The 23,405-nt window shown below is 33.1% G+C and carries 35 protein-coding genes and 1 tRNA gene; 2 read left to right on the top strand and 34 right to left on the bottom strand.

Annotated features, from left to right (window positions below; all coding sequences use genetic code 11):
* Positions 1 to 13: 13 nt before the first annotated feature.
* Together SM9_RS03670 and SM9_RS03665 are read right to left on the bottom strand one after the other, a co-directional pair.
* The gene (locus SM9_RS03670; protein WP_058738851.1) at positions 14 to 421 is read right to left on the bottom strand and encodes an HIRAN domain-containing protein; all 408 of its coding nucleotides are present in this window, start codon (positions 419 to 421) and stop codon (positions 14 to 16) included.
* The gene (locus SM9_RS03665) at positions 422 to 1,162 is read right to left on the bottom strand and encodes a hypothetical protein (RefSeq protein ID WP_058738850.1); all 741 of its coding nucleotides are present in this window, start codon (positions 1,160 to 1,162) and stop codon (positions 422 to 424) included.
* Positions 1,163 to 1,240: 78 nt separating this feature from the next.
* Between SM9_RS03665 and SM9_RS03660 the strand changes: the two genes are divergently transcribed.
* Positions 1,241 to 1,645, top strand: a complete 405-nt coding sequence (locus tag SM9_RS03660; protein ID WP_058738849.1) for a DUF3795 domain-containing protein — start codon at positions 1,241 to 1,243, stop codon at positions 1,643 to 1,645.
* Between the two features lie 138 nt (positions 1,646 to 1,783).
* On the opposite strand, the gene SM9_RS03655 is transcribed toward SM9_RS03660, so the two are convergent.
* The 31 genes from SM9_RS03655 to ehaA all read right to left on the bottom strand — a co-directional run bounded on the left by SM9_RS03655 (position 1,784) and on the right by ehaA (position 21,739).
* Positions 1,784 to 2,203, bottom strand: coding sequence for a DUF3021 domain-containing protein (locus SM9_RS03655; protein WP_058738848.1), 420 nt, complete (start codon positions 2,201 to 2,203; stop codon positions 1,784 to 1,786).
* A gap of 9 nt (positions 2,204 to 2,212) precedes the next feature.
* A complete protein-coding gene (locus SM9_RS03650; RefSeq protein ID WP_058738847.1) occupies positions 2,213 to 2,653 on the bottom strand; it encodes a LytTR family DNA-binding domain-containing protein in 441 nt (146 codons plus the stop codon).
* Positions 2,650 to 2,916 (bottom strand): 2TM domain-containing protein, encoded by a 267-nt coding sequence (locus SM9_RS03645; RefSeq protein WP_058738846.1) that lies wholly within the window; start codon positions 2,914 to 2,916, stop codon positions 2,650 to 2,652. Before SM9_RS03645 ends, SM9_RS03650 begins: the two co-directional genes overlap by 4 nt.
* A 124-nt stretch (positions 2,917 to 3,040) precedes the next feature.
* Positions 3,041 to 3,715 (bottom strand): diacylglycerol/polyprenol kinase family protein, encoded by a 675-nt coding sequence (locus SM9_RS03640; RefSeq protein ID WP_058738845.1) that lies wholly within the window; start codon positions 3,713 to 3,715, stop codon positions 3,041 to 3,043.
* A complete protein-coding gene (locus tag SM9_RS03635) occupies positions 3,715 to 4,830 on the bottom strand; it encodes a tocopherol cyclase family protein (RefSeq protein ID WP_058738844.1) in 1,116 nt (371 codons plus the stop codon). The genes SM9_RS03640 and SM9_RS03635 overlap by 1 nt, the downstream gene beginning before the upstream one ends.
* A 252-nt stretch (positions 4,831 to 5,082) precedes the next feature.
* Positions 5,083 to 6,462, bottom strand: a complete 1,380-nt coding sequence (locus SM9_RS03630) for an MFS transporter (protein ID WP_058738843.1) — start codon at positions 6,460 to 6,462, stop codon at positions 5,083 to 5,085.
* A 362-nt stretch (positions 6,463 to 6,824) separates the two neighbouring features.
* Positions 6,825 to 7,178, bottom strand: coding sequence for a hypothetical protein (locus SM9_RS03625; RefSeq protein ID WP_058738842.1), 354 nt, complete (start codon positions 7,176 to 7,178; stop codon positions 6,825 to 6,827).
* A 57-nt stretch (positions 7,179 to 7,235) separates the two neighbouring features.
* Positions 7,236 to 7,308, bottom strand: a tRNA-Thr gene (locus SM9_RS03620).
* A 24-nt stretch (positions 7,309 to 7,332) separates the two neighbouring features.
* Entirely contained in the window at positions 7,333 to 7,617 is a 285-nt protein-coding gene (locus SM9_RS03615; protein ID WP_232299170.1) for a putative quinol monooxygenase, read from the bottom strand.
* An 86-nt stretch (positions 7,618 to 7,703) separates the two neighbouring features.
* Complete coding sequence (locus tag SM9_RS03610) at positions 7,704 to 8,339, bottom strand: CBS domain-containing protein (protein WP_058738840.1); 636 nt, start codon at positions 8,337 to 8,339, stop codon at positions 7,704 to 7,706.
* 11 nt (positions 8,340 to 8,350) lie between these two features.
* The gene (locus SM9_RS03605) at positions 8,351 to 9,178 is read right to left on the bottom strand and encodes a 4Fe-4S binding protein (RefSeq protein ID WP_058738839.1); all 828 of its coding nucleotides are present in this window, start codon (positions 9,176 to 9,178) and stop codon (positions 8,351 to 8,353) included.
* A 25-nt stretch (positions 9,179 to 9,203) separates the two neighbouring features.
* On the bottom strand, positions 9,204 to 10,139 hold the full coding sequence (locus tag SM9_RS03600) for a carbohydrate kinase family protein (protein ID WP_058738838.1): 936 nt from the start codon (positions 10,137 to 10,139) through the stop codon (positions 9,204 to 9,206).
* Positions 10,140 to 10,148: 9 nt separating this feature from the next.
* The gene (locus tag SM9_RS03595; protein WP_058738837.1) at positions 10,149 to 11,039 is read right to left on the bottom strand and encodes a formylmethanofuran--tetrahydromethanopterin N-formyltransferase; all 891 of its coding nucleotides are present in this window, start codon (positions 11,037 to 11,039) and stop codon (positions 10,149 to 10,151) included.
* Between the two features lies 1 nt (position 11,040).
* Positions 11,041 to 12,087 carry a hypothetical protein gene (locus SM9_RS03590; RefSeq protein ID WP_058738836.1) on the bottom strand — a complete coding sequence of 349 codons (1,047 nt, stop codon included), beginning with the start codon at positions 12,085 to 12,087 and terminating at the stop codon, positions 11,041 to 11,043.
* Between the two features lie 4 nt (positions 12,088 to 12,091).
* Complete coding sequence (locus SM9_RS03585; protein WP_058738835.1) at positions 12,092 to 13,459, bottom strand: 4Fe-4S binding protein; 1,368 nt, start codon at positions 13,457 to 13,459, stop codon at positions 12,092 to 12,094.
* Positions 13,456 to 14,484, bottom strand: coding sequence for a 4Fe-4S binding protein (locus tag SM9_RS03580; protein ID WP_058738834.1), 1,029 nt, complete (start codon positions 14,482 to 14,484; stop codon positions 13,456 to 13,458). The genes SM9_RS03585 and SM9_RS03580 overlap by 4 nt, the downstream gene beginning before the upstream one ends.
* Before the next feature lies 1 nt (position 14,485).
* Positions 14,486 to 15,610 (bottom strand): hydrogenase large subunit, encoded by a 1,125-nt coding sequence (locus SM9_RS03575; protein ID WP_058738833.1) that lies wholly within the window; start codon positions 15,608 to 15,610, stop codon positions 14,486 to 14,488.
* Positions 15,607 to 16,056, bottom strand: a complete 450-nt coding sequence (locus tag SM9_RS03570) for an NADH-quinone oxidoreductase subunit B family protein (RefSeq protein ID WP_058738832.1) — start codon at positions 16,054 to 16,056, stop codon at positions 15,607 to 15,609. Before SM9_RS03570 ends, SM9_RS03575 begins: the two co-directional genes overlap by 4 nt.
* 11 nt (positions 16,057 to 16,067) lie before the next feature.
* Complete coding sequence (locus tag SM9_RS03565) at positions 16,068 to 16,454, bottom strand: EhaM family protein (protein ID WP_058738831.1); 387 nt, start codon at positions 16,452 to 16,454, stop codon at positions 16,068 to 16,070.
* Between the two features lie 10 nt (positions 16,455 to 16,464).
* Positions 16,465 to 16,767, bottom strand: a complete 303-nt coding sequence (locus SM9_RS03560; protein WP_058738830.1) for an energy-converting hydrogenase subunit EhaL family protein — start codon at positions 16,765 to 16,767, stop codon at positions 16,465 to 16,467.
* 9 nt (positions 16,768 to 16,776) lie between these two features.
* A complete protein-coding gene (locus SM9_RS03555) occupies positions 16,777 to 17,034 on the bottom strand; it encodes a hypothetical protein (RefSeq protein ID WP_058738829.1) in 258 nt (85 codons plus the stop codon).
* Positions 17,035 to 17,047: 13 nt separating this feature from the next.
* Entirely contained in the window at positions 17,048 to 17,908 is an 861-nt protein-coding gene (locus tag SM9_RS03550; RefSeq protein ID WP_058738828.1) for a respiratory chain complex I subunit 1 family protein, read from the bottom strand.
* A gap of 7 nt (positions 17,909 to 17,915) precedes the next feature.
* Positions 17,916 to 18,065 carry a hypothetical protein gene (locus SM9_RS03545; RefSeq protein WP_232299168.1) on the bottom strand — a complete coding sequence of 50 codons (150 nt, stop codon included), beginning with the start codon at positions 18,063 to 18,065 and terminating at the stop codon, positions 17,916 to 17,918.
* 70 nt (positions 18,066 to 18,135) lie between these two features.
* Positions 18,136 to 18,807: a hypothetical protein gene (locus tag SM9_RS03540; RefSeq protein WP_058738826.1), complete on the bottom strand. Its 672-nt coding sequence runs from the start codon at positions 18,805 to 18,807 to the stop codon at positions 18,136 to 18,138.
* A gap of 7 nt (positions 18,808 to 18,814) precedes the next feature.
* On the bottom strand, positions 18,815 to 19,510 hold the full coding sequence (locus SM9_RS03535) for an EhaG family protein (protein WP_058738825.1): 696 nt from the start codon (positions 19,508 to 19,510) through the stop codon (positions 18,815 to 18,817).
* Positions 19,510 to 20,091 carry an EhaF family protein gene (locus tag SM9_RS03530; RefSeq protein WP_058738824.1) on the bottom strand — a complete coding sequence of 194 codons (582 nt, stop codon included), beginning with the start codon at positions 20,089 to 20,091 and terminating at the stop codon, positions 19,510 to 19,512. Before SM9_RS03530 ends, SM9_RS03535 begins: the two co-directional genes overlap by 1 nt.
* On the bottom strand, positions 20,088 to 20,348 hold the full coding sequence (locus SM9_RS03525; protein ID WP_058738823.1) for an EhaE family protein: 261 nt from the start codon (positions 20,346 to 20,348) through the stop codon (positions 20,088 to 20,090). The genes SM9_RS03530 and SM9_RS03525 overlap by 4 nt, the downstream gene beginning before the upstream one ends.
* Complete coding sequence (locus tag SM9_RS03520; RefSeq protein WP_058738822.1) at positions 20,341 to 20,610, bottom strand: EhaD family protein; 270 nt, start codon at positions 20,608 to 20,610, stop codon at positions 20,341 to 20,343. The genes SM9_RS03525 and SM9_RS03520 overlap by 8 nt, the downstream gene beginning before the upstream one ends.
* A 9-nt stretch (positions 20,611 to 20,619) precedes the next feature.
* Positions 20,620 to 20,868, bottom strand: a complete 249-nt coding sequence (locus SM9_RS03515) for a DUF2109 domain-containing protein (protein WP_058738821.1) — start codon at positions 20,866 to 20,868, stop codon at positions 20,620 to 20,622.
* Positions 20,869 to 20,874: 6 nt separating this feature from the next.
* Complete coding sequence (locus tag SM9_RS03510; protein WP_058738820.1) at positions 20,875 to 21,372, bottom strand: hypothetical protein; 498 nt, start codon at positions 21,370 to 21,372, stop codon at positions 20,875 to 20,877.
* The gene (gene ehaA, locus SM9_RS03505) at positions 21,365 to 21,739 is read right to left on the bottom strand and encodes an energy-converting NiFe hydrogenase A subunit EhaA (protein WP_058738819.1); all 375 of its coding nucleotides are present in this window, start codon (positions 21,737 to 21,739) and stop codon (positions 21,365 to 21,367) included. The genes SM9_RS03510 and ehaA overlap by 8 nt, the downstream gene beginning before the upstream one ends.
* 137 nt (positions 21,740 to 21,876) lie before the next feature.
* On the opposite strand from ehaA, the gene SM9_RS03500 reads away from it, so the two are divergent.
* On the top strand, positions 21,877 to 22,815 hold the full coding sequence (locus tag SM9_RS03500) for an NAD-dependent epimerase/dehydratase family protein (RefSeq protein ID WP_058738818.1): 939 nt from the start codon (positions 21,877 to 21,879) through the stop codon (positions 22,813 to 22,815).
* Here the strand turns inward: SM9_RS03500 and SM9_RS03495 are convergent.
* Positions 22,812 to 23,183 (bottom strand): hypothetical protein, encoded by a 372-nt coding sequence (locus SM9_RS03495; protein WP_058738817.1) that lies wholly within the window; start codon positions 23,181 to 23,183, stop codon positions 22,812 to 22,814. The two genes, SM9_RS03500 and SM9_RS03495, sit on opposite strands and share 4 nt — an antisense overlap.
* Positions 23,184 to 23,405 lie beyond the last annotated feature (222 nt).

The following is a 23,405-nucleotide window of genomic DNA, read 5'->3' as shown; positions in this document are numbered from 1 at the left end:
AAAGTTAATGTTTTTAATGGTCTTTAAGAAAGATTTTGAAATTTACAAATTTAAATGGATATCCTTCATAAACTTCATCAATGCCAAAGCTTTCAACAACACCATACAGCTGCTTTCCACCATCCATCAACTTTGAGAGAACATAATTATCCTTTCTTGGCACATAACCAATTTTTTGACCGTTGTACTTGACTAGAATTGCATGTTTGTCATATTCATTTTTAGCTTCGCGGAATAACTCTAATCTGGCATTGACCTCCAATTCATTGAAAATCTCATCGATATCATCAATATAGTCAAGGCCGGCAACATGTACTTCAATTAAAAATATGTCTTTACCAAAAGATTTGAGTTTACCTCCTTTTTGGATAAAACCAACGAAATTTGTAATGTCCGAATCGGGCTTTTGAATGTTTGACATTTAAATCAAGCCATTAATATTATTTTCAAGTTTTTCAATATCATTTTCCCTATCGCGAATCAGTTCCAGAAGCATTGACATATATTTGTCATGGTCCTCTCTGTTATCAAGAAGATTCTTTTTATTGTACGGATAATCCTTCTTAACTTTATCAATCAATTCTTCATAGTCATTAATTAACTTTTTAAGATTGTCAATTTCACATGCTTCTTCAGCATTTTCATCAGGAAGTATAGCTACAACAGATTCCAATCCCCTTAAATCACCCTGTTGAAATGACTTTACTGCCTTATAAAACAAACCCAATTCAAAGAGTGACTGATTAGGATTTAAATCAGGATGCAATCTTTTAACAAGACAGCGATAAATCTTTTTCAGTTTTTTGGAATCGCTTTCAGATAACTTTTCAGGGTTATTTTCATTTATGAAATTGATCTCATCAATCTGAGCCTGCACCTGTTTGTCATATTCCTCAAACTCTTTTGCAATGATTTTATCAATCACATCCATATTAATTTCATTTTCATGATTGATTTCTATTTGTATCAAATGAAGTTTTCTTCTTAATTTGTCTATTTCAAGCTCTAGAGAATAGAGTTTATACTCATGCAGGCCAAATTCCAGAACATATCTTCTTTCAATTTCAGGACATACATGATTAACCAAATTATCATATTCATAAATCCTCTGGGTTAATTGCTCTTTCAGTTTATTTACTTCTGGATGAATAATCAATGACATCTAAATCAGTTTTAACCTTTTGTATAAAAAAATATTTATTTTTAAATTAATATAATTTTTGTAAAGAGAGTAGAAACTATGAAAATGCCAGATACTATTGATTCAAAATTATTTGCTCCATGCGGAGTTAACTGTATTAGTTGTGAGAGATATCAAAACCCCTGTGTCGGTTGTTTAATTGGAGACGATGGTAAAAATAAAGCTAGTTTAAAATGTAAAATCAAAACTTGTTTTGATACTAAAAACTTCAGCTACTGTGGACGATGCAGTGAGTTTCCATGTCCGTTAATGAAAAAGCATTCAAAAAAGTATGTCAAAAGACATGATTTAAACACATTAAATAGTGCAAAAAGAATTAAAACCACAGGTATTGGAAAAATGATGATGCAAGATAGGGAAAAATGGGTGTGTCCTGAATGTGGTGGAGTAATTCATTTTCAAACGAAAGTCTGCAGTGAATGTGGATTCAAGCAAAATATTTAAATAATTAATATAACAATAGTCTTAATTGTGAATATTAACTATTGTTATTAAATTCACAATGAATTTAACAATTCATATTACTCACCCATTTGTATATATTAAAGAGATAAGGGGATTAATTCCCCTATAACCTCTCTATTAATCTAATTTTTTATTTATATCACGAGCTTGCAAATAATAATATATATAAAATCCTAACCAGAACATAACTGCAAAAATAACTGCAATAGTTACCCATTCTATGATTACACCAACGCCCAAAGTTATTGGAAGCCATGTCAAGTATATTGCAACAGAGAACAACACTGCAAAACCAATCCCCATCTGGAATAGAACCTGAGCAGGCAACGGCCAGTCATTTTCATATATGAATCCACTTAATGAAAATCCCCATCCAATAACAATTGATCCTAAAAATGCATTGATGACATCATAGCCTGAAAAACTAACATTTTGTGGTCCTGACTGAAGAGCAATCAATACTTCAACCAAACTGACAATAAAACAACCTACAAAAGCTCCTAAAGCAATTCTTTCAATCAAATTTGAAATTTGCATATTAACACCTCACAAATCCAAAGTCCTTTTAAAATCAGGCAAATATTTTCTTGAAATATTATCCTTCAAACCGTTTTTTAGCATTATGAACATCATCCCCTTAAGTGAAGGTGCAACACGGTCAATTTTTTTAATATTGACAAGGGTTGTTTTTGAAATTCGAACAAAATTTTGATTTAAGGATTCTTCAACCTGATATAATGCTTTTTTCACTTGATATTCATTATTTTCTGTGTAAACCTTCACTTGCTTGTCTTCAACACGAATCATGAATATTTCATCAAAATCCAAAAAGGTAATGTCCTTGCCTTTTTTAACAGCAAGCATATTGCTTTTTGAGTCATCCTCCAAAAGATTAATTGCATGCTGAATATTTTCAGTTAATTCATTTGTATGAATTTCAGCATGCGGCTCAGTTATGTCTCTTGAAAAAAATAAATCTACCCTCATAATTTCATTTTCTCCATTTCTTCGGTTATTTTTCTTTTTCTATATTCTTCACTATAATTGTCAACAAATATAAATGCTTTGAAAAAATCAACCAAAATACCTATTCCCCAGAAAAATACCGGAAACAATACCCACCAGAAGAACGGTGATACAAAAAAGTTTATTATCGCCAATACAGCATTGACGACTACATAAGCCTTAAGTTCATTGTAAAATTTAATTTTTTTATCAACTCTTTCTGCTGCCCTATCATAATCATTCATTTTAATTACCTCTGTAACTTTCGTTAATAATAGTAAGATTAATTACTTATAAAGAGATAATTATCGAAGTTGATGAAGTGCAAAAACAATAAATCAAAATGCAAAAAATAGAAAGTGAAAGTAACTATAATGTGATAGTTACCAAATAATATAAAATTGCAGTCAAGGCAGGAACCGTTAAATTATCAATTCCACCATAACTTAAAGCTTCACAGATTGTAGCAATAGCAGAAATACCTAAAATAGCTAGTAAATTAAAATTTGGCATTGGATAACCGATAGTTGTAAAAACCATCCATACGAACACACTCATAACAGTTGTAACAACAAACATTGTAAGTGATCCTTCAAGAGATTTTGTACCTCCGAATACTTTGTATTTTATTCTGCCGAACTTTTGACCAATTAAAGCTGCAAATCCATCACCATAAACCATAGGAACAATAGCCAAAGCAACAATCCACAAGTAGTTTGAAAATACTGCAATCAATACTGTCCAGATTCCCGCATAGAAGAACAATCCCAATGCATGACCTGATTCGGTTACGCTATTATCAATTTTAATAGGTGAATATTCAGTAAGGAAGAACAGCACTACTGTAATCGGCAAAGTTAAAAACCAAACCATAACCCAAGGATCTGAGAAAAATGGCATGGCAAAAATCATATTACCTACCATAATATGCAGAAATTTACGTGAAACCTCAGGTTTTGTTTTTAAAACTTTTTCAGCTACAACAAATATTACTGCAACATAAGCATAAACAATAATTAAAGCTACAATATCAGAGAATATCATCAGCAATACTCTCCATATTCACAGCCCGCATTTTCGATTTTCACATGGTCAATTAAGGTACCATCTTTTTTATAAAGCTTGATTTCACCCCAACCGTTTCCACCATTCCATAAGCGGTTGTGACGTTTTTGGCCGTCAGGCGCTTCATAATTGAACAGCATCATTTCTTCACGTTTGCAGTACAATACAAGTTCCATTCGTGAATTCTTATTTGATGCATTAATATGCCATGTATGGACATCATCACCTTCTTCAAAGTCAAAATCAATTTTGACAAGATTCCAGAATCTGGCAAAGTTATATTCATACATTGTTCCTTCATAATAAAAACCAATCAATAACTTACGCGGAATTTCAATACCAAATGCTTTTGGCCTTCCACCACCCGCTTCAAAAGCAGAGTTATTTAATTTCTTGCCTGTTTTAAGACTGGTTATGTTACATGATGAAATCCAAAGCCATGGTGAGGTAAAGTCTCCTCCCCAATTCTTATCGGCATATCCATAGGATTTTTCAGGAATAACTTCATATTCAACTCCATCCAACCAGATAGTACCGCTATATTGGGTCTTGATTCCTTCAGCATGCCAAAACATTTCAAATGAGTTTAATTTTCTGAATAACTTGTTTGCACCATAACCTACATTAAATGTAATCTGCTTATCGATATCCAAATCCCATCTCATGTCTCCTGCATCAGACATATATTCTGGGTGATTTTTAGCATCTTCCTCAGTTACTGTACATGACCCTTTCATATGGGTTTCAGTCAATGCGCAGTCTCCTACACGGATATCCAATTTATCATCAGGACACTGGAACTGTTTCATTGAGTAAAAATTATGTATCTGTTTTGGATTTTTACCCCATGTTCCGACCTTCATCATGAAATAAGAAGGCCTTTTACCTAATCTTTGATTTTCAGGATCCTGACCTAAAGTAGGTTCATCCTCAGCCAATGCAGGGTTGCATACAAAATATTCAATGAAAAATGGTTTTGCTTCCCCAGTTTCCTTATTATATGCAGTTAAAGAATGCCACCACCAGTCATAACCTTTCTTTGCGAGTGGTCCTTTAAGCATATAGTAATCTCTTTCTAAATCACTCTTGTTCATTAAAAATCCTCCAGTGAGATAATATTTTATATATTAAAAATATAATAAATAAGTTATTATTTGATTTAAAAAAACAAAATCTCACCAAAAATTAAGGTACTGAATACTTAAAATAATGCTTAAAAAAAATGAAACATTATATGTTGACTATAATAAATATTTATCCTGAAAACAAAATAATTGAAAAAGAAGTGAAAATCACATTATCAATAAAATAGAATATATATTAAAAAAATAAAAAATGGAAATTTGTTAAACTTCCACTTTTTCAACGTCGTCATGCACAAATAAAATGACTATGACCAACATCACAACAGCCAAAATTGACATGACAATAGATGTTTCGCCAAATGCAGTAACGGATATTGCATTGTGGTCAACATTTCCTCCGGCAAATACAGCCATCAATACAACCGCAAGTGCAGAACCTATTGCACCAATGATTTGTCTTACGGTATTGTTAATGGCAGTAGCATCCTCAACGTTACCGGACACGACACTGATAGTCCATGTTACAGCAGGCATTAAACCTAAACCTGCACCAATAGCCCTCAGTACCTGAGTGAGTATCATATAGTTGATGCTTGAATTAACATCATAGGTCATCATTACCAAATAACCGACAATTGAAAATATACATGAAGCAATCAATACTTTTCTAACACCAATTCTATTTGCCAAAACAGGACCAATGAAATTAAAGACAATCATTATAATCGTTGCAGGAAGCAATACCAATCCAGATTCTGTTGCAGAGTGATAGGCAACATTTTGAACAAATAAAGGCATTATAACATTCAAACCACACATTGTGAAATACAATATTGCGGAAAATAATGTTCCGAAGAAGAAATACTTGTGCTTTAATATTCTCAAGTCCAAAAGAGGATATTTTATATTGAACTGGCGATGTGAGAATATGACTAATGCTATAAAACCAATGACAATCGGCAGGATAACATATATCAAGTCAAATCCGTTTGCTGCAATATTTGAAAATCCTAGCATTATTCCAACACATGCAACTACACAGAGAAACAGTGAAGAGATATCCAAAGAATAATCTGAAGTTTCAAATTCCAATTTAACTCCTATTGCAGATATTACCATCAATACAAAGGTTATGACTGCAAACAATAGGAAAATTTCTCTCCAACCTACAGAGTCTATGATGACTCCACCGACAGTTGGCGCTAAAGCAGGAGCGATTCCAATGATAAATCCGAATAATCCCATATACACTTGCCATTTTTCAACAGGAATGATTTTAAGAAGCACAATTTGAGTTATCGGCAACAATATGCCTGATCCGACAGCCTGAATTACCCTTGCAAAAATCAATACTTCAATTGTAGGTGCAATATATGCCAAAATAGAACCTACCAAAAATAATCCCAAACAGGACACGATAATTGTCCGGATATTGAATCTACGAGCAATAAAGGCTGAAGTCGGAATCATTACTCCCAAAACAAGTAAAAATGATGAGTATACCCATTGAGCAGTAGTGGAAGATACATGAAAATCAGCCATTATTCCGGCCAGCCCCGTTGTAACAATACTTTGAGCAGTACTTAAAAGAGTTGTTGCTATAATAAATATGATTAACGTTACTGTTTCTTTTCTTTCCATAAAAATCCCATGATATTATTTTAAAATAATATTTAATCTTAAAAAAATTTCTTACAAGTACTTGTAATAATTAAATTTATGATTTAATAATATATAAAATTAATTAAAAAAAAGAAGAAAAATTAATTATTTAATTCCCTGAATTCTATCTCCCCATCCCCAAGACCTGACATAATATAACCATTATCATTCAATTCACGGTCAACAATTACACAATAAACAGTAATAAAAAACATTATTAAATAGAAAATTACAAAAAAAGCCATATTTTCAAATATTAAAAATGAAAACAATCGAATTATATAATAAAAATAAGGTTTTTATCCAATATTAAAAAAAATATAAAAATTTAAAAAAAGAGATTAATCGAAATCTCCCTTATTTGCAGTTCCCGGTGCTTGACCTGGTGTGAAACTATCTTGTGATGAACTACCTGATCCGGAAGATGAACTACCTGAACCAGAAGAAGAACTTCCAGAACTAGAAGAAGAACTGCCTGAACTTTGAGAACTAGAAGAAGAACTTCCAGAATCTGTACTTTGAGTAGGATGGGAATTATCAGTATTTGTAGACACATTTGGATGTGTATTAGTTGTATTAGTTCCATTATCCTGGTGTGAAATAGAAAAATTACCCATATTCATCAAAGCAACAAATCCAGTAGCGAAAATAATTACGATAATCAATATTATAATAATAGTATTTTCCATTTTCATATTTCAACCTCCTATTCAATTTTACAAATACATATTAATAAACTTTTGCATAGTGAAAGCTACTGACGGGACTTGAACCCGCAACCTCCGCCTTACGAGGGCGGCACACTGCCAATTGTGTTACAGTAGCAAAAATCTAATTAAATAAAAAAACTTAAAATTCAAGCTTTTTTGAATCGAAAACATCAATTTCAAGATCACCAGAAACTAAATTTCCAATATTTTCACCAAACTCAATGAAATGCTTGGTTTGCATGTGTTTCTGTAGAGTTTCAACAGATTCCCATTTTTCAACAAACATTAAAAAATCATCGGAAGTATCCACAAGCAAATTATAATCAATATTTCCTTCTTCAAGTTTGGAGTTTTCTATTAAATATTTTGAAAATTCAATTATTTGATTTTTTGCATTGTCATCTTTCGGAAATGCTTTAGCCAAAACAATTATCATGCTACCATATATTAAATACAGTTGTCCATAACTAATATGAACAACTTTAAACTAATAATTTGGATAAATATAAATTATCTTCTAGCTTTACCAACTTTACGAGCAATTACCATTTCACCAACAGAAATAAGGCCTGCAAAGAATTTTTCTAATCCTCCAGTTGCCCATATGGCTTCACCAAATGTAGCATTCATGATATTTGCTTCATAATCTTCAGGAGATATTTTTACACCTGTTGTCTTTTTAGATACCAAAGCTGAAGCGGACATCAATTCTTCCCATGTAACTCCTTTTAATTGATGTTGCATTGCTTCATACAATTTGTATACTTTAATATCATAAAGCTCTGACAATAATTCAACAATATCACAGGAACGGATCATACCAATGACCTGATTGTCATCATTGATGACCGGAACGGTAACAAACTTATTATTTGCAGTTAAAACGACAGCAAGTCTTGCAGGAGCATCTTCATGAATAGTAGTAATTTCTTCATAAGAGCTCATAATCTCTTTGATTTTTTCATTTCCTTCTCTTAAACCTTTTGTTATATCAAAAGAAGTTATCCATCCAACCAACTGTTTGTTATCATTGACAACAGGACATGTAAATCTCCTTATCTCCTCCATAACTTTAGAAACTTCAACAACATTATCATCACAGTTTAAATAAACAAATTCTTTATCCATTAACTCTTTAGCTTTCAAAACAAACCCTCCTATTCAATTTCTACACGTTGTAGTGCTCCAACTGGACAATGATTAGTACATTCTACACAGCGAATACACTTTTCATCATCTAAGACAACTTCTCCATCTTCTAGCCATATGGCCTCTACAGGACAATTCTCTTCACACAAGTAACAGTTAACACATAAATCATGGTTAACATCTATTTTCCTTGAATGAACTATAGGACCAATTATTCTATCTAATGCAATAGCATTTTCATTTTTTGAAATTTCAACACAGGCACTGCATCCAATACATAATTTCTTATTAATATGAGGATATAATGTATCTTCATCCAAGTCAATACCCACATCAAAGCCCAAATTTTCAAAAAATTCTTTAAATTCCAAAGTAAATGCATTGGTTGGACATAAATCAGCACAGTCCTGCCAGTTGTTATCCTGAGAATAATCAATTTCAATTTCATTCATCCTGACTACCCTATGAGGACAACTAACATTATTCAAACTGTACTCCATATAGGCATCTTCACCTTCTCCTTCATAAGCAACAGTATTTTTAATTAACTTAATTGCAGCAACAGGACAAGTTTGAACACATATTTCACATTTGACACATTTATCTGTAATTTTAGCTAATCTAAAAATATTAGCCGGTTCAATAGCACCTACCGGACATGTTCCAACACACGTATTACATCTTACACATTTTGGTGCAACAGCAATAATTTCTTCCTCCGCATTAAAACTGTCTAATTCAAATTGGAAATCATCGCCATCATCATCTAATTCAACAGATTTTAAAAGAACTTCACGCTCCAAATTCTTCATCTGCTTTATAAACGACACATTCATTTTTATACCAACCTATGTAACTTTTTTATCCAATAAATTCATTTAATTCATTTAACGTAGGGAATTTATCCATCCCAAAACCTTCTATAGCTTTACTAGCTACCCAATTACCAATTTCACATGATTTTTCTAAAGTATAATCTTTTAGATATGAGTATAAGAATCCGCTGTTGAAACTGTCACCAGCTCCCGTAGTATCAACAACATCACATTCAAATACACCAACATCACACTCTTCATTATTATTGCAAGCATAAACACCATCAGAACCTCTTTTAACAACAACTGTACCAATTCCATCATCCAAAAGACTTTTAGCCAATTGCTGATATGGAGATTCCTCATCGTTAAACAATAATCTTAATTCTGATTCATTTATAAGTAAAATATCGCATCTATCCAAAATAGGTTTAATTTCATCCATTCCCTTTTGAACATATAACATTCCCGGATCAAAACTCAAAACAACGTTTTTATTCAAATTATCAAGCAAATCAATTTGAGTTTTAAATGAATCACCGACGAATGAAGTATAATGCATTATCTTACATCTCATAATGTTTAATGTATTAATTTCATCAATGACAATTTCATCATTAACTCCCGGATCAACATAAAGACACCTATTTCCTTCAGAGTCAACGAAGCCTAAGCATTTGCCGGTACTTCCACTATCGGCATAAATCAGATTATTTGAGAAAACCCCATTCATTGCCAAATTGTATTCAATTAAATCACCATCATCATCTTCAGCAATCTTACCGATAATTGAAGTGGATACTCCCAATTTAGATAATCCTACAATCGTATTGGCCGCAGATCCGCCAGGAGTATCCTGACTAGTTTTAATAAAACTTTCTTCATCTGCTCCCGCAATATTTTCTACAGAGTACAGCTTATCAACATTCAGAGCTCCAAACCCTATAACTTCTGCATTCAAATCATCATCAAATATTTCCATGCTAAAACCTTATTTCAATATATCCAATAAATTATAAATTTTATCTCCAAGTTTACCATCAAAATTACCTGCAGATATTCCAATAACACCATCAACATCAATAGCTGCATCAATACCTGCCTTTAAAGCTTTAAACATCGCATCAGTATTTGTAGCATTGATAACAATTTCAGGAATATAATTTACATTATCCTGAACTTTGGACTCGTCACCTAGACGCTCTTTTAATGAAGGGCAGTAGTAATGATTTGTAGTAGGTCCGATTTCCGGATAATTTGTTTCAGGTTTTGAAGCTGCTGAACAAACATCAAATGGTGCAGTAGCACCTTCAACTTCCATAATGGCATCAATAATAGCATCTCCTGCAGTTAATACCGCTTCAGGAGTTTCACATAAGTACCAGAAGTTTCCTCCCATTATTCCATCATTAATTCTGAATTTTTCTTCAATTTGAAAATCAGGAACTGCAATAGGCACATTAATCATACGACGACCATATTCCTCTACAATCCATTCCCAGCCATCCCCACAATGGCCGACAATATCCATCATTTCAATGTAGTCATCACTTTCACTATCAGAATAGTCAAATATGCGTGTAAACGGCTTGACCAATACATCCTGCCTTAAACGATAAGATAATTCAAAGGCAAATTTTTCCTTATCGTCACCACCTAACCAATACTGAACAACAGCACCAAAACGTCCATCAGGGGTTTCATCTTTACCTAAAAATCCTTCAACACCACCTTCTACCCTACCGATAACCGCACTAGGGGTTGAAGTAGAGTCATATGCTGCCCTTTTAACAATCTTTTCGGTCGGGCCAGTAATTAAAGCTCTTACATATTTGCCTTCAAAAGCTTCAAAAAAGGTATCTTCAACTTTATCATAATTCATTTTATCCAAGTCCTCCTATGTCATCCCCACGAATATTATTTCGCATATCTACACTTTTTTTAAGTATTTCATCATAGTTTTCTTGAGTAATTATTTTAATAATAGGATATTCATCCTTATCAAAGACTTCAAAGAATTTATCATTAATGTCTTGATTAACTTCATAGTCTTTGAATAATTTTTCCAAATCATCACTGGAGTTATATTCTTCAATGAACTGTAAAACTTTATTTTTATCATTGTCTGCATAAACATTAGCAATTACTGCAGTAGTTACTGCGCTTGGAGATACAATAGCTATTTCAGCCACGTTTAGAGGATATTCATTACCATTAAAGGATATGGATATCCCATCATTGTCACGAGCAAATGCCAATGGTTCCACATCTGTAATGCTGTCTCCGATATAGAGCATCTGTTTAATATCGATTTTATCATTTTCAATTATATCATCAATGGCTAATTTTTTTCCCAAACCACCTATGACATCAATTTTTTTGATAGTTTCATAAATGCCCATCCCAGGAATTTGAGAAAAGAAAATTTCATCAAACAATTCATAGTCTTCAGGATTTTCCAGTATCTGAACTTTGAATTGTGAAATTTTTGACAATTCATCTTCATTTAAAGACAAGGCATCCACATCAACTTTTGTATAATATGTATTTTCAAATGGAAATTCCATATAATTGGACAGTGCCTCAATATATTGACCATAACTAGTGCTGACTATATAAGTATTCATAGTTTCCTTCAAGTATTTTAAAAGGAATTTTGAATCCCTTACTGCATAAATATGATTTTTTGAAAAATCAATCAAATCATCATTTGTAAGTTTTTCAAGTACAAAGAAAGGCAAAATTAACTTTAAAGTATTACCTGCTTTATAACCTTCTTTTTTAACTATATCTACCAAGTAATCATCATACAGACTTAAAATCTTAAATAATTTATCACCATCATCAATGAAATGTTCACATAATTCAAATGCATTATCATTGAGCGTAAGTGGGCCTTCACAGTCCGTAATAAAAGATTTTTCAAACATCAATTCACCTAAAGTTAATAATCCTTATTGCATCAATAGGACAAATCGCTTCACAAGTTCTGCAGTAAAGACAGTTGTCTTCAACAAATTCAACATGATCATCCTTTAAGATCAAAGCATCAGTCGGACAGTTTCTCACACAAATTGCACAAGCCTGACATTTTGTGGAAGATAGTGAGAAATCCCCTTCCCTTTGCTTATACAAGTAGGAACGTGCATAATATAAATCCGTGTTCTTGCTATAGTAATAATCATCATAAGCCCCAATAGCATCAAATTGACATTGTTCAACACATTTTCCACAGAAAACACAATTATCATTAATTGAAATTGGATTTGGGCCATTGAGCTCTATTGCATCAACAGGACATACATTGTAGCATTCACCACAGGCAATGCACTTTTTGGTATAGACTTCAATGTTTCTGTCCATCAGATAAGAACCGAATAATTTATCAAAGTTATTAACATCAATACTTGAATCCAGAACGACACGCAACTCTTTTTCCATATGGTCATTAACCTTACATTCAATAAAGTTTTCAAAGTTTGAATCGTCAAATTCCAAAGATATGGAATTGGCAACCCTTTTTAAAACAGAGTTCAAACTTATCAAATCAAGGGAAAGCCTTTTCATGTCATTGTCTACAATACCTGATACGATATCATATGATTTGATTTCACTGTACATTTTATAGGCTTTTTTACGTGAAGAGTACTTGATTGCCGTTGAAGGACATGAATGCATACATTCCTCACACCTTGCACAGTATCCTGGATTGATATAAGGCAATTTATTAGTTCTTCCAACATTGATTGCACCGGTAGAAGGACAAACCCTTGTACAGGTCATACAGCCAATACACTTATCCTGGTTGACGACAATCGCCTTACCTCCTTTAACTGTTTTAGGAAGCAACTGACCGTATTTGATTGCATCCGTAGGACATACCCTAAAACAGAAACCACAACGAATGCAGGTATCCTTATCTATTTCACTATGTGGAGGATTTTTTCCATCGCTTTTAATATGAATGGAACCGTTTTTACATGCCTGCACACATGCTCCACAGGCTTTACATAATTTAATATTAATATTCGGAACTTCTTCCTTAATTGGAGGATCCATTTGAACATCTAATGAAATTGCATCATAAGGGCATGCATTACGACATAAAACACAACCAAAGCAAGTATTTTTAATTTTTACAAGACCATCAACATCATCCATATAAATTGCATCAATAGGACATGAGTTAAGACAAGGCTTATCATCACAATCCTGACATTTTGTCTGATTAATCAAGTAATCAACATCTACATGTCTCAATGGCCTTGGAGTCTTAGTATAACTGTCAATCATAACACTCACTCCATTAAAATCTCCTCATTTAAATTAGATGCCTTCACAGTAGTGTGGATAATCCTATCATCTTCCAGTGAAAATTTAGCAATGAAATATTTAATTACTGAGAAAGGACATGTTTGGTAACATATACTGCATCTTAAACATCTATCTTTATCTCTGACAATTGTATCATTCTCTTCATCAAAAGAAATACATCCTGTCGGACATTCAGGAATACACAACTGACATTTTTCACATTTACTTTTATCCCAATCGATAATTCTGATTTTAAGTCTATTGACTGCATTGGAAATAATTTCAAAACTTACTTCATCATCAGGAATAATCTTAAGAGCCTCATCCCAAATTTCATCCAAAGGAACGTCATACTGAAGCAGACGGTCTTTTTCAAGTGCCCTTAAATCACATTCTTTAGAGTTAATATAATCTTCAAGATAATTAACGGTTAAAAGAATCAGGTCTTTTTGGTCTTGTAGGTTTTCAACAAATACTCCTTTCATTGCACCGTTAACCGGGCAGACATCAACACATTCCCCACAGGCAATACAATTAAGCTGGTCAACCTGCAATTTATCGTTTACAAGAGATATTGCATTTACAGGACATTTTTTCATACATTTTTTACATTTGATGCATAAGTAATCATCAACGATGTATTGTCTTTTGGATGGAATGATATTGAATTCAGGCATTATTAAATGGTTTTCACCACATTCCAATGTCTTCGGATCTGTAGGACATACTTCAGCACAAAAACCGCAGCGGATACAAGCGCCAGGGAAAATTTCAGGATAAGTCAAACCTTCACCGGTTTCATCATCTTTTTCACGAACAATCTTAATTGCATTTGGTGAAGGGCATGAAACCGTACAAGCCCCACAACCAATACAGTATTCCTTATTTACTTTTGGAAAATCCCTAAACCTCTGAGGCTTTTCAGCAAGTTCAGGTAAACTTTGAGCATTGGTAAAAGCATCTGCCCATGCTTTTCTTGCAAAATCATAAATATACCACATTAAAGAAGACATTTTACCTTACCCCACCAATATCAGTTAAATAAGTTTCTCCATATTCATTTGTAACTGCAACTCTTTCTGCACATGCAACACAAGGATCACATGAAGCATAAGTAGAAACAGCATCAGAAACAGAAGGCACATCTCTAATCATGTATTTCGCACATGAATCCATATTAGCAATACTTGGAGTTCTAATTGAAATATGTTTTATCAGATTACCATTAGTTTCAATAGTATATGTTACTTCACCACGAGGAGCCTCATTTCTCCATTGGGCATAACCTGATTTAAGTTCAACAGGAACACGGACATCTCCTTTAGGAATATTATCAATAGCTTGTCTGATTAAACTAATGGATTCAGGAATTTCATCAAACCTGTTCAATGTCCTTGCATAATTGTCTCCCTCTTTTCTCCAAATGGTTTTGAAATCAAAATAATCCTTATAAGTATAGTGGTCTTCACGATAATCATGTTTAATTCCGGAACCCCTGCCTATGGGTCCGACTGCTCTTCCTTTTATAGCTTCTTTTTTGGTCATCACCCCAACACCTTTGGAACGAAGACCTAAAGCTGGACCTTCAGCATAGATTTCTCTTGACCTTTCAAAGCCTTCTTCAATTTTTTCAAGATTCTCCAAAATAGGTTTGAAATGACGTTCATCTGCATCCATTCTAACTCCACCAACAACATTCCAACCCATATTTACCCTGTTTCCAGTTAACAATTCTATGGAATCCATCGCATATTCCCTTAATTCCAACACATGCATAAATAGAGTTTCATGATCCATGGATTTGAAAAAGGTTGAGTTTCCAAGGAAATGACTTTGAATTCTATCCAATTCATTAGTGATTACTCTTAAAAATTGTGCTCTAGGCGGAGCTTGAACACCGCAAATATTCTCTATTGTTTCTGCAAAAGTCTGAGTATGTTCATATGAACAGATTCCACAAACCCTTTCAGATAAATAAATACCTCTCTGCCAAGTTTGACCTTCAATAATCTTTTCAATACCTCTATGCACATAACCATATTCAATTTCTGCCTTAACTACTTTCTCTCCTTCAGTTTGAAGTTTGAGTCTTATAGGTTCTTTTAAAGCAGGGTGAATAGGACCAATAGGCAATATCATCTCTTTTCCCTCCCACGATCAGCAATAGCTTGAGGACCAACAGCCAGAATAGCCTCTAAAATTTCACTAGGCCTTGGAGGACATCCTGAAACTGCAGCATCAACAGGGACAAAATCAGAAGCAGGAGCATAAACATGACCTCCTTCCTGATTAAATACATCTCCTGATTGAGGGCAGTTTCCAATAGCTACTACAATTTTTGGTTCAGGAGCTTTATCATAAACTCTTTTTAAATTTTCTCTCCATTGTTCTGTAACAGCACCAGTCAACAATAGAACATCAGCCTCACGAGGATTGTTATGAACATAAATACCATATTGCTCCAAATCATATCTAGGAGATAATAATGCAACACATTCAACATCACATCCATTACATCCTCCACAATTTACAATGCAGACGTGAATTGAACTTTTTCTCACAACATCCTTAATTGAATCTAACATTTTCTCCCTCTTTATTTAGAATTTTTTATCAATTCGAATAATTCTTTTTGACCTTCTTTTAAAACATCAGAATAATCTTGACCATCCATTATTTTTTGTGCCAATTTTACTTTAAGTTCATCTGCATCATCTTTAGAAACCAGTTCAAGAGTGCCTATAAACCAACAAAGCCTTAAATCAGCATGTAACTTATTAATTAAACATTCATATTGTGAAGTTTCAAAGGTAGCATGAAATGCTAATAATTGGGACATGTCCAATTTCTCAAAAAAGATATGCTCCAATTCTTCGGGTGTACAATCAAAATCCTTGGATAAAGGTTTTATAATATCCTTTTGACAAACATAGGTTTTAACTATACGATCTTTCATTAATTCTAATTTTGCTTCATCATCCATTGAAATCACATCACATTGTCAAGTGTAATAATATATAAACAATTATAGCTATAGCCAAACCAATGGCAGTTTCCTTTCTTCCATATCCAGGCCTTTCATTCAATACGAAACCTGCAAGGAGAAATCCAATTCCTCCAAGGATAATTGTTCCTGAATTTATACCCAATGTCCAGCCTACAATTGACATTATGCAGGTTTTTGTATCTATACTGCTATCAGCGACATAAGGTTCACCATGCAACTTATAGCTATACAATAATCCTAAAATGGAACCAATAACAAATGTAAGTAAATAAACTAAATAATTTAACATGATATCACCTTAAATCGGTTTGTAAAGCAATATGAATGAACATATGATTACTATAAATGTTATGAAAAACATTGCTTTTTCTATATTTTCGACTGTATGTGCAAAATGACCTTTATTAGTTAGCAATACAAGAACAGCTAAAATCAAGCCCAAAACTGGGATTGGAGCCAACATTGTGGAATGGAGAACTGTTGCAAGTAATCCAACAACAACAATACCTATTGCAACCAATGAAGTTAAATATACAATTACTTTCTGTGAACTCATATTATCCCCATCCTTAAATTAACACCATTATAACTGTTCCAATAAAACATACTGCTCCCATAGTTATCTGACTCATTACAGAATGATTCGGATTTAAAATTGGAGTCGTTGAATTTATAAATCCTGTTATGAATGTTATTACAATCATTCCAATAACATAGCCTACAGCATTTAACGGTCCGAAGAATATAGTTAAGAAAACCCATAACATCACATACCATGAGATGGATTCTGAAAACATTATAAATCCTCTTAAAAATCCAAAGTGTTCTGTTTCAAAACCTGATATTAATGCTTTGTCTTTTGTTATTCCAAATGGAGAGTATGGAGATTTTGATAATAATAACAAGAAAAACATTATAGCCGCAAGAGGTATTGAAAATGCCAATGGACCATTAACCGCCTGATAACTAATAATTTCTCCTATATTCATTGACCCTGTTTTTAAATAAACAAGCACAATTGCTGCAAATAACGGTAGTTCAGTAGCTGCTGACAAAACAGCCCTTACACAACTTGCTTTCCCATAAGGTGAACCAGAACTAGACCCTGAATTATGTTCCACAATTTTATATACTGCATAAACACCGAATAAAATCAATAAGGAATCATGAGCAACCGGACCTACAATAACACCAACAACCCAAACTGCAGCCAAAATGAATACTATACCAATATAAAATGGCATTGAAACAGTTTTTGGAAAAGATGTTTCTTTAAAAAAGAATTTTAAAGAATGCAACAGATGCTGTATGATTGGCGGACCTGGCCTTTTCTGAACACGTGCCATTACTTTTCTGTGCAGTCCTAAAAGCAAACTACCTGCAAGGAATGCTACAATTACATTAATTAAAATATCTGCCATCAAATTCATAATACCACTAATATCCAGTAAACGGTTCTTTCACCCTTTCTTCTTCATCTTCCGGTCTAGGTTTTGCCATGGTAAGTAAACCAATAGATAAAACCCAAAAAGGAATACCAATAATAGCTACCAAATAAACAATCCAAGCTTCAAAGTTTATAACCAAGCAAGCAAGAATAGCTATTGTTGATATAATTAATAATATACTACATAAAGTTTTATTTACCATACTCTCACTACCATAATACCAATAATAATATTTCAACAGCCCTTACAATAATAAACAAAGAACTTAAGTGAATAATTACAATAAATGGAGAACCCGGTGTCCTGAACATCTCTGCCTTACTTGCAAAGAAAGGTGCTACTCCACTTTCACCCAATATACCGAGCAACATCAAAACTGCACCAAATACAACCATTGGAGTTGCAGGCATTTGTGACAACACTGCAAGACTTAAGGTTCCTGCGGATGCAAGAATAATAGATGCTCCTCCAAATAAAGGTAAACTGCACATCATAGCAATCAAACCATATTGATATGCTGAGTTTAAAACACTGGTTTGCTTTACAGCTGATACGATACCAATATTTAAAATACCAATTAATGCCATGAATAATGTGAAGTTAAACAAATCACCAGTAATCATTGCTCCTGCAGAAGCAATACCACAGATAACTGCCAAAAATCTTCTTTGTTTGAATTCCTTTTTACCAACTTTAACATCAGTATTATTAAGCTTCATAAATGTAGCTTCTACCTGTGTTTCAGTTTTACTGATTGCAATAAGCAATGTAAATACAAGCATTACTGCAAACAGGAACAGGTTAAGTGGTGTGACATATAATACAATGTCTCCTAATGGTATTGTTCCTAATAAATTTCCTCCAAGTGTAACAAAATCCATTTTACCACTACTCCTTATCAATGTCCTCTCTCATAAGTAGTCCAATTAAACCAACTTTTGAAGCTACTTTTAATAATAATCCACAAGCTGCCAAGAATAAACTAAGTACCCACATGTTTGGAGCAACAAAGAATAATACAAATCCGATAATCCATAAACACCATGCAATACCTGAAACACCAGCAATTCCATCCAGTATTAAAACAGGAAGTCCTCTTGCCTTTTTAGATAATGCATATAATACTATTCCTCCACCGGCAACTGCCCCACCAGTAAATCCGGTCAAGAATATTCCATAAGCAATTAATACCAATGCTATGAAATTAGGAGCAGTAGTCATGATTTCCATGTCCAACGCAAATGGCTGAGGAAACAGTGAAGTCGCCTTTGTCAAGTTCCTGCGCGGATCTGCATCAATCTTATGCATTTCTCTTGAAAGCAATATTTCAGAAATTGCTAAAGTTTCAGCCAGTTCAACAACCAAACCAGGCAAAATCAATGCTTCTGCCAAGTCAGTACCAACTGCAGATACGACAAAAATCATTGCAAGGCCTATCAAGTCAGTTAAGATAAGAATATGAATTTCTTCTCTTCTCATTGCTATTGCCATTGACCCGATGAAACCAACGATTAAACCTGCATAAATAGCCGGCAAATACATTGATAAGAATTCAGCCGGAACATAGGACGGTATGAATACCATCAGTTATCCCTCCTTAACTGTTTAGACCTGGCTTTTTCATCATTAATCTTTACTTCACGAGCAACGTTAGCTGAATCGTTAGCTGCCTTTTTAAGGTCTTTTTCAATGTCTCTTCTGTTCATCGTATAGTTAATAGCCAACCATGAAGCAATGATAAATGCCATCATCAATATGGAAGATTCCAAAATGGTATCAAAACCTCTGGTATAATACAATACTTCATCAATAAGTCCACCAGGAGATGAATAAATTGAAGTACCGAAATATGGAGATATTGAAGAAATCCACTCAGCCAGAGGAGACATATAACCTGTAATCATACCCAATTCTTTGGAATTGTCAGGATATTGTGGCTTTATATTTCCAGGTTCACTCAATACTTCTCCACCTCTGTCATAAGGCGCTATTGCAAGACCTTCATCAACCTGAACTTGAGGTGCAGGTCTTGTGTATAACTGGTCAGGATTTAAAGCCATAGGAACAACAAAACCAACAACCAAAATGATTCCTAAACAGAATGCGAACAAACGAGGAACATTTTTCGGATCAGCTAATTTATTCCAAATCTTACCTATTCTCATACATCTGCCCCCATTTCTTCTAAACGAATGATAGCTCTAAATAATATTAAAGTAATGACAACTGTTGTTGCAACTAATGTTAATAAAGCTAAAACATGATTATATGATAACAATACCAGACAGACACCGATGGATGCCACTTCAGTATTGAATGTTCTTACTATAGGGTCTTTAACGCCAGGACCCCATGCAGTAGCTAAACTACCAACAATAGCTAAAAATATTCCAAAATAGAAAAATAACTGAACACTAATCATGTATCTCACCACTTTCTACTTTTTTAGACCTGATTTCTTTTATCTTAACAATAGCCATTATAAATACTAATGTTGATAAAGGACCAGACAATGCGATAAATAAAGCTACATCCAAATATTTGAATAAAACTACAGTCAATAAAAAACCTGCATCAAGGATTGAAAACATTATTACCTTGTCCATAGGTTTTTTAAGCAAAATGATACCTAAAGCACCAATAATCATTAATGCAATTGCAATTATAGATACTACAAACTCCATACAATCCCCTCAATCCAAAATGATTTCCTCATCCAATTTTTTTAAGGTGTATGCAATTGCATTTGCACTGATTGTAGAACAAATAAAGAATGCTGCTGCAACTATAAGAGCAAATGGTGTGTTGATTACAAGAGCAATTAGTGCGGATACACCAAATCCGATGACATTCAGATATAATAATCTTTCTGCCCTATTTTTTGTTATCAATGCTCTTAAAGAAACAAATATTAAAATTACACCAATAATTTCCACATACATAAAATATCACTCTTTAGCATGTCTATTAAATTTTTCAGCTATCTTACCAAGAATGATAGATGCCCTAACTTGATCAATACCTTGGACAGTTAAGATTGCAATAACCATACCTACAATAAACATTTCCGGAGTCAATCCGACAAATGAAAATATGAAAATAAGTAGTGTAGTGGTTAATGAACCAACAGTTCCTGCATAACCCGGATCAGCACATAATCTATTTCCAATTAAAACAAAAAATGCCGCAATGATACCTCCAGGAATACCTAAAACCAAATATCCAACAGATGCCAACAATGTACCGGCAGATGCATCCGGAGAACATAAAATATTTCCTTGGAAAAATCCACCAGCAATATCTCCATTTCTTTTCTTAATTGATTCACCTATAATACGAGCCCCTTTAACTCCCGGCTGTTCAGGAAGTCCGAAATAAGTATCAACAATTACAAAATTCAACCAACAGATAATTGCTGCAAGTATTACTCCCAACACTTCATTCATTCATATCACCATCCTGTGATGGAGACGGGAATATATAATAAAATAAATATTTTACGAACAAACCAGAACAAACACCAATTATTGCAGCAAGTAAAAGTCCGTTAAATGCAAAAGTGTAATTCAAAACCAAAAACAATGACAATATGCCTATTGCAAAAATTGGAGTTGGATAAATTGCACTAACATCAAAGGAATACCTATCCGATGGCAATAACGGAACTCTTAAAAGCAATGCAACAATGATGGATACAACAATAGCTACAATATAAGCTAAGATTATATCAGAATACCCGATTGTTATATTAGCAAGACCATAAACGTTAGCGGCCGCCAATGCGTTTACAGTAAAATGAACTAAATTCAACATATTAAGACTCCCTCTTTTATATTATAATATAATATATAAATTTATAATCAAAAAAATATATAAATGTTATTACTTAAAAATAATAAATAAATACAAAATTAATAGTCAATTAAAAAAATAAAATTTTTTGTGGTCTTATGAAAGATAAAAATGTATTAATAACCGGAGGACTAGGATTTATCGGTTCTCATATTGCAGATGAGTTAATCAATGAAAATAAAGTTATTATTATAGACAACAAGTCTTCTGGAAAAGTTAATAATTTAGAAAATCCTGACCACAAAAACCTAACCATTATCGAAAAAGACATTAATGATGTCAACTTAAATGAAGTGTTGAAAAATGTTGACTATGTCTTTCACCTTGCGGCTATGGCAAGCGTTCCCTTAAGTATTGATAATCCTGAAAAATGTACAAGAGACAACTTAATTGGAACAATAAAACTATTGGATGCATGCAAAGCCAATAATGTTAAAAAAATCATATTTTCCTCATCTTCATCAGTATATGGGGACAATGAAAACATACCACTAAAAGAAAACGAATATCCTCAACCAAAATCACCATATGCAGCATCAAAGGCAAGCTGCGAGCTATATCTGAAAACATATCACGAAGCCTACGACCTAAGTTATGTTAGCTTAAGATATTTCAATGTATTCGGACCAAGACAAGACAAGAATTCACAATATGCAGCAGTAATACCCAATTTCATAAGTGACCTGCTTGAAGGTATCCCGCCGGAAATCTACGGTGACGGTGAGCAAACAAGAGATTTCATCTATGTAAAAGATGTTGTAAAGGCCAACATCAAATCATGCAAATGCGAATATAATGGAATAGTCAATGTGGCTTCAGGCAAAAAAATTACGATAAATAAACTGTACAACATTATCAAAAAAACATTAGGAACAGATATTGAAGCCAAATACCTGCCTGAACGTCAAGGCGATATTAAACACTCACTTGCTGATGTAAGCGAAATGAAAAAAATAAACTATGAAGTTGATAGTGAAAACTTTGAAAATCAACTAAAAGAAACAATAAATTGGTTTAAAAAAGAGTTAAATGATTAATGGAAACCGCATCCACTGCAGGTTTCACACTTTTCCTCTTCAATAGGGTCATATGTTTTGTCTTCCTGCAAAGTTACGGAAATGAAATATTGATCCAATTCATTTTTGTTTTTTAACACTGGAGAAATTCCTTTAAAATCACATCTGATATCACCAGTTCCACCGATATCAACTAAAATTGGTTCACCCATTTTAAACCTTTTAAAGTACCCTTCCACTTCATCTTTCAAATCTCCAGGAATTCTGAAATTAACAGATAAAATATTATTCTCTTTCATTTTTAAACCAACATATTTTTGGTCAATTTCATAATTTAATCCTAATTGTTTTTTGAAAATAACATTATTACCAATATCTGATGCTGACATAATGATTATCCCCCATAATATTTTAATTACTTAAAGTTAGTTTTTTATCTTATATAATGTTTATGCAAATTTATCCTATATAATCTTTTACGTAATGCTTGTACCATTTTTGTAAAATTATTCTTGGACTGTTAATACTTGTGTATTAAGATTTACCAAGCTATCTCCCATTGACTTACTGGTTCAGTGAAAAATATTTTTTTCACACAGTTGTATGGTTTT

This window comes from Methanobrevibacter millerae, from assembly GCF_001477655.1.
In the GTDB taxonomy this organism is placed as follows: Archaea; Methanobacteriota; Methanobacteria; order Methanobacteriales; family Methanobacteriaceae; genus Methanocatella; species Methanocatella millerae_A.
The sequence above is the reverse complement of the archived record's forward strand: the minus strand, read 5'-3'. Positions and strand labels throughout refer to the sequence as shown.

Bases quoted from the DNA above. Each gene is read 5' to 3' on its own strand.
- SM9_RS03670 (WP_058738851.1), bottom strand. From the start codon at position 421: ATGTCAAACATTCAAAAGCCCGATTCGGACATTACAAATTTCGTTGGT.
- SM9_RS03595 (WP_058738837.1), bottom strand. From the start codon at position 11,039: ATGAATTATGATAAAGTTGAAGATACCTTTTTTGAAGCTTTTGAAGGC.
- SM9_RS03570 (WP_058738832.1), bottom strand. From the start codon at position 16,056: ATGTTAGATTCAATTAAGGATGTTGTGAGAAAAAGTTCAATTCACGTC.
- SM9_RS03520 (WP_058738822.1), bottom strand. From the start codon at position 20,610: ATGGAGTTTGTAGTATCTATAATTGCAATTGCATTAATGATTATTGGT.
- SM9_RS03650 (WP_058738847.1), bottom strand. From the start codon at position 2,653: ATGAGGGTAGATTTATTTTTTTCAAGAGACATAACTGAGCCGCATGCT.
- SM9_RS03560 (WP_058738830.1), bottom strand. From the start codon at position 16,767: ATGTTAAATTATTTAGTTTATTTACTTACATTTGTTATTGGTTCCATT.
- SM9_RS03530 (WP_058738824.1), bottom strand. From the start codon at position 20,091: ATGAGAATAGGTAAGATTTGGAATAAATTAGCTGATCCGAAAAATGTT.
- SM9_RS03625 (WP_058738842.1), bottom strand. From the start codon at position 7,178: ATGAAAATGGAAAATACTATTATTATAATATTGATTATCGTAATTATT.
- SM9_RS03525 (WP_058738823.1), bottom strand. From the start codon at position 20,348: ATGATTAGTGTTCAGTTATTTTTCTATTTTGGAATATTTTTAGCTATT.
- SM9_RS03590 (WP_058738836.1), bottom strand. From the start codon at position 12,087: ATGTTTGAAAAATCTTTTATTACGGACTGTGAAGGCCCACTTACGCTC.
- SM9_RS03565 (WP_058738831.1), bottom strand. From the start codon at position 16,454: ATGGATGATGAAGCAAAATTAGAATTAATGAAAGATCGTATAGTTAAA.
- SM9_RS03640 (WP_058738845.1), bottom strand. From the start codon at position 3,715: ATGATATTCTCTGATATTGTAGCTTTAATTATTGTTTATGCTTATGTT.
- SM9_RS03660 (WP_058738849.1), top strand. From the start codon at position 1,241: ATGAAAATGCCAGATACTATTGATTCAAAATTATTTGCTCCATGCGGA.
- SM9_RS03655 (WP_058738848.1), bottom strand. From the start codon at position 2,203: ATGCAAATTTCAAATTTGATTGAAAGAATTGCTTTAGGAGCTTTTGTA.
- SM9_RS03495 (WP_058738817.1), bottom strand. From the start codon at position 23,183: ATGTCAGCATCAGATATTGGTAATAATGTTATTTTCAAAAAACAATTA.
- SM9_RS03635 (WP_058738844.1), bottom strand. From the start codon at position 4,830: ATGAACAAGAGTGATTTAGAAAGAGATTACTATATGCTTAAAGGACCA.
- SM9_RS03515 (WP_058738821.1), bottom strand. From the start codon at position 20,868: ATGTATGTGGAAATTATTGGTGTAATTTTAATATTTGTTTCTTTAAGA.
- SM9_RS03580 (WP_058738834.1), bottom strand. From the start codon at position 14,484: ATGTCTTCTTTAATGTGGTATATTTATGATTTTGCAAGAAAAGCATGG.
- SM9_RS03555 (WP_058738829.1), bottom strand. From the start codon at position 17,034: ATGAGTTCACAGAAAGTAATTGTATATTTAACTTCATTGGTTGCAATA.
- SM9_RS03535 (WP_058738825.1), bottom strand. From the start codon at position 19,510: ATGGTATTCATACCGTCCTATGTTCCGGCTGAATTCTTATCAATGTAT.
- SM9_RS03630 (WP_058738843.1), bottom strand. From the start codon at position 6,462: ATGGAAAGAAAAGAAACAGTAACGTTAATCATATTTATTATAGCAACA.
- SM9_RS03645 (WP_058738846.1), bottom strand. From the start codon at position 2,916: ATGAATGATTATGATAGGGCAGCAGAAAGAGTTGATAAAAAAATTAAA.
- SM9_RS03540 (WP_058738826.1), bottom strand. From the start codon at position 18,807: ATGGATTTTGTTACACTTGGAGGAAATTTATTAGGAACAATACCATTA.
- ehaA (WP_058738819.1), bottom strand. From the start codon at position 21,739: ATGTTGAATTTAGTTCATTTTACTGTAAACGCATTGGCGGCCGCTAAC.
- SM9_RS03510 (WP_058738820.1), bottom strand. From the start codon at position 21,372: ATGAATGAAGTGTTGGGAGTAATACTTGCAGCAATTATCTGTTGGTTG.
- SM9_RS03665 (WP_058738850.1), bottom strand. From the start codon at position 1,162: ATGTCATTGATTATTCATCCAGAAGTAAATAAACTGAAAGAGCAATTA.
- SM9_RS03605 (WP_058738839.1), bottom strand. From the start codon at position 9,178: ATGAATGTGTCGTTTATAAAGCAGATGAAGAATTTGGAGCGTGAAGTT.
- SM9_RS03550 (WP_058738828.1), bottom strand. From the start codon at position 17,908: ATGAATTTGATGGCAGATATTTTAATTAATGTAATTGTAGCATTCCTT.
- SM9_RS03500 (WP_058738818.1), top strand. From the start codon at position 21,877: ATGAAAGATAAAAATGTATTAATAACCGGAGGACTAGGATTTATCGGT.
- SM9_RS03575 (WP_058738833.1), bottom strand. From the start codon at position 15,610: ATGATATTGCCTATTGGTCCTATTCACCCTGCTTTAAAAGAACCTATA.
- SM9_RS03600 (WP_058738838.1), bottom strand. From the start codon at position 10,139: ATGGAAATATTTGATGATGATTTGAATGCAGAAGTTATAGGGTTTGGA.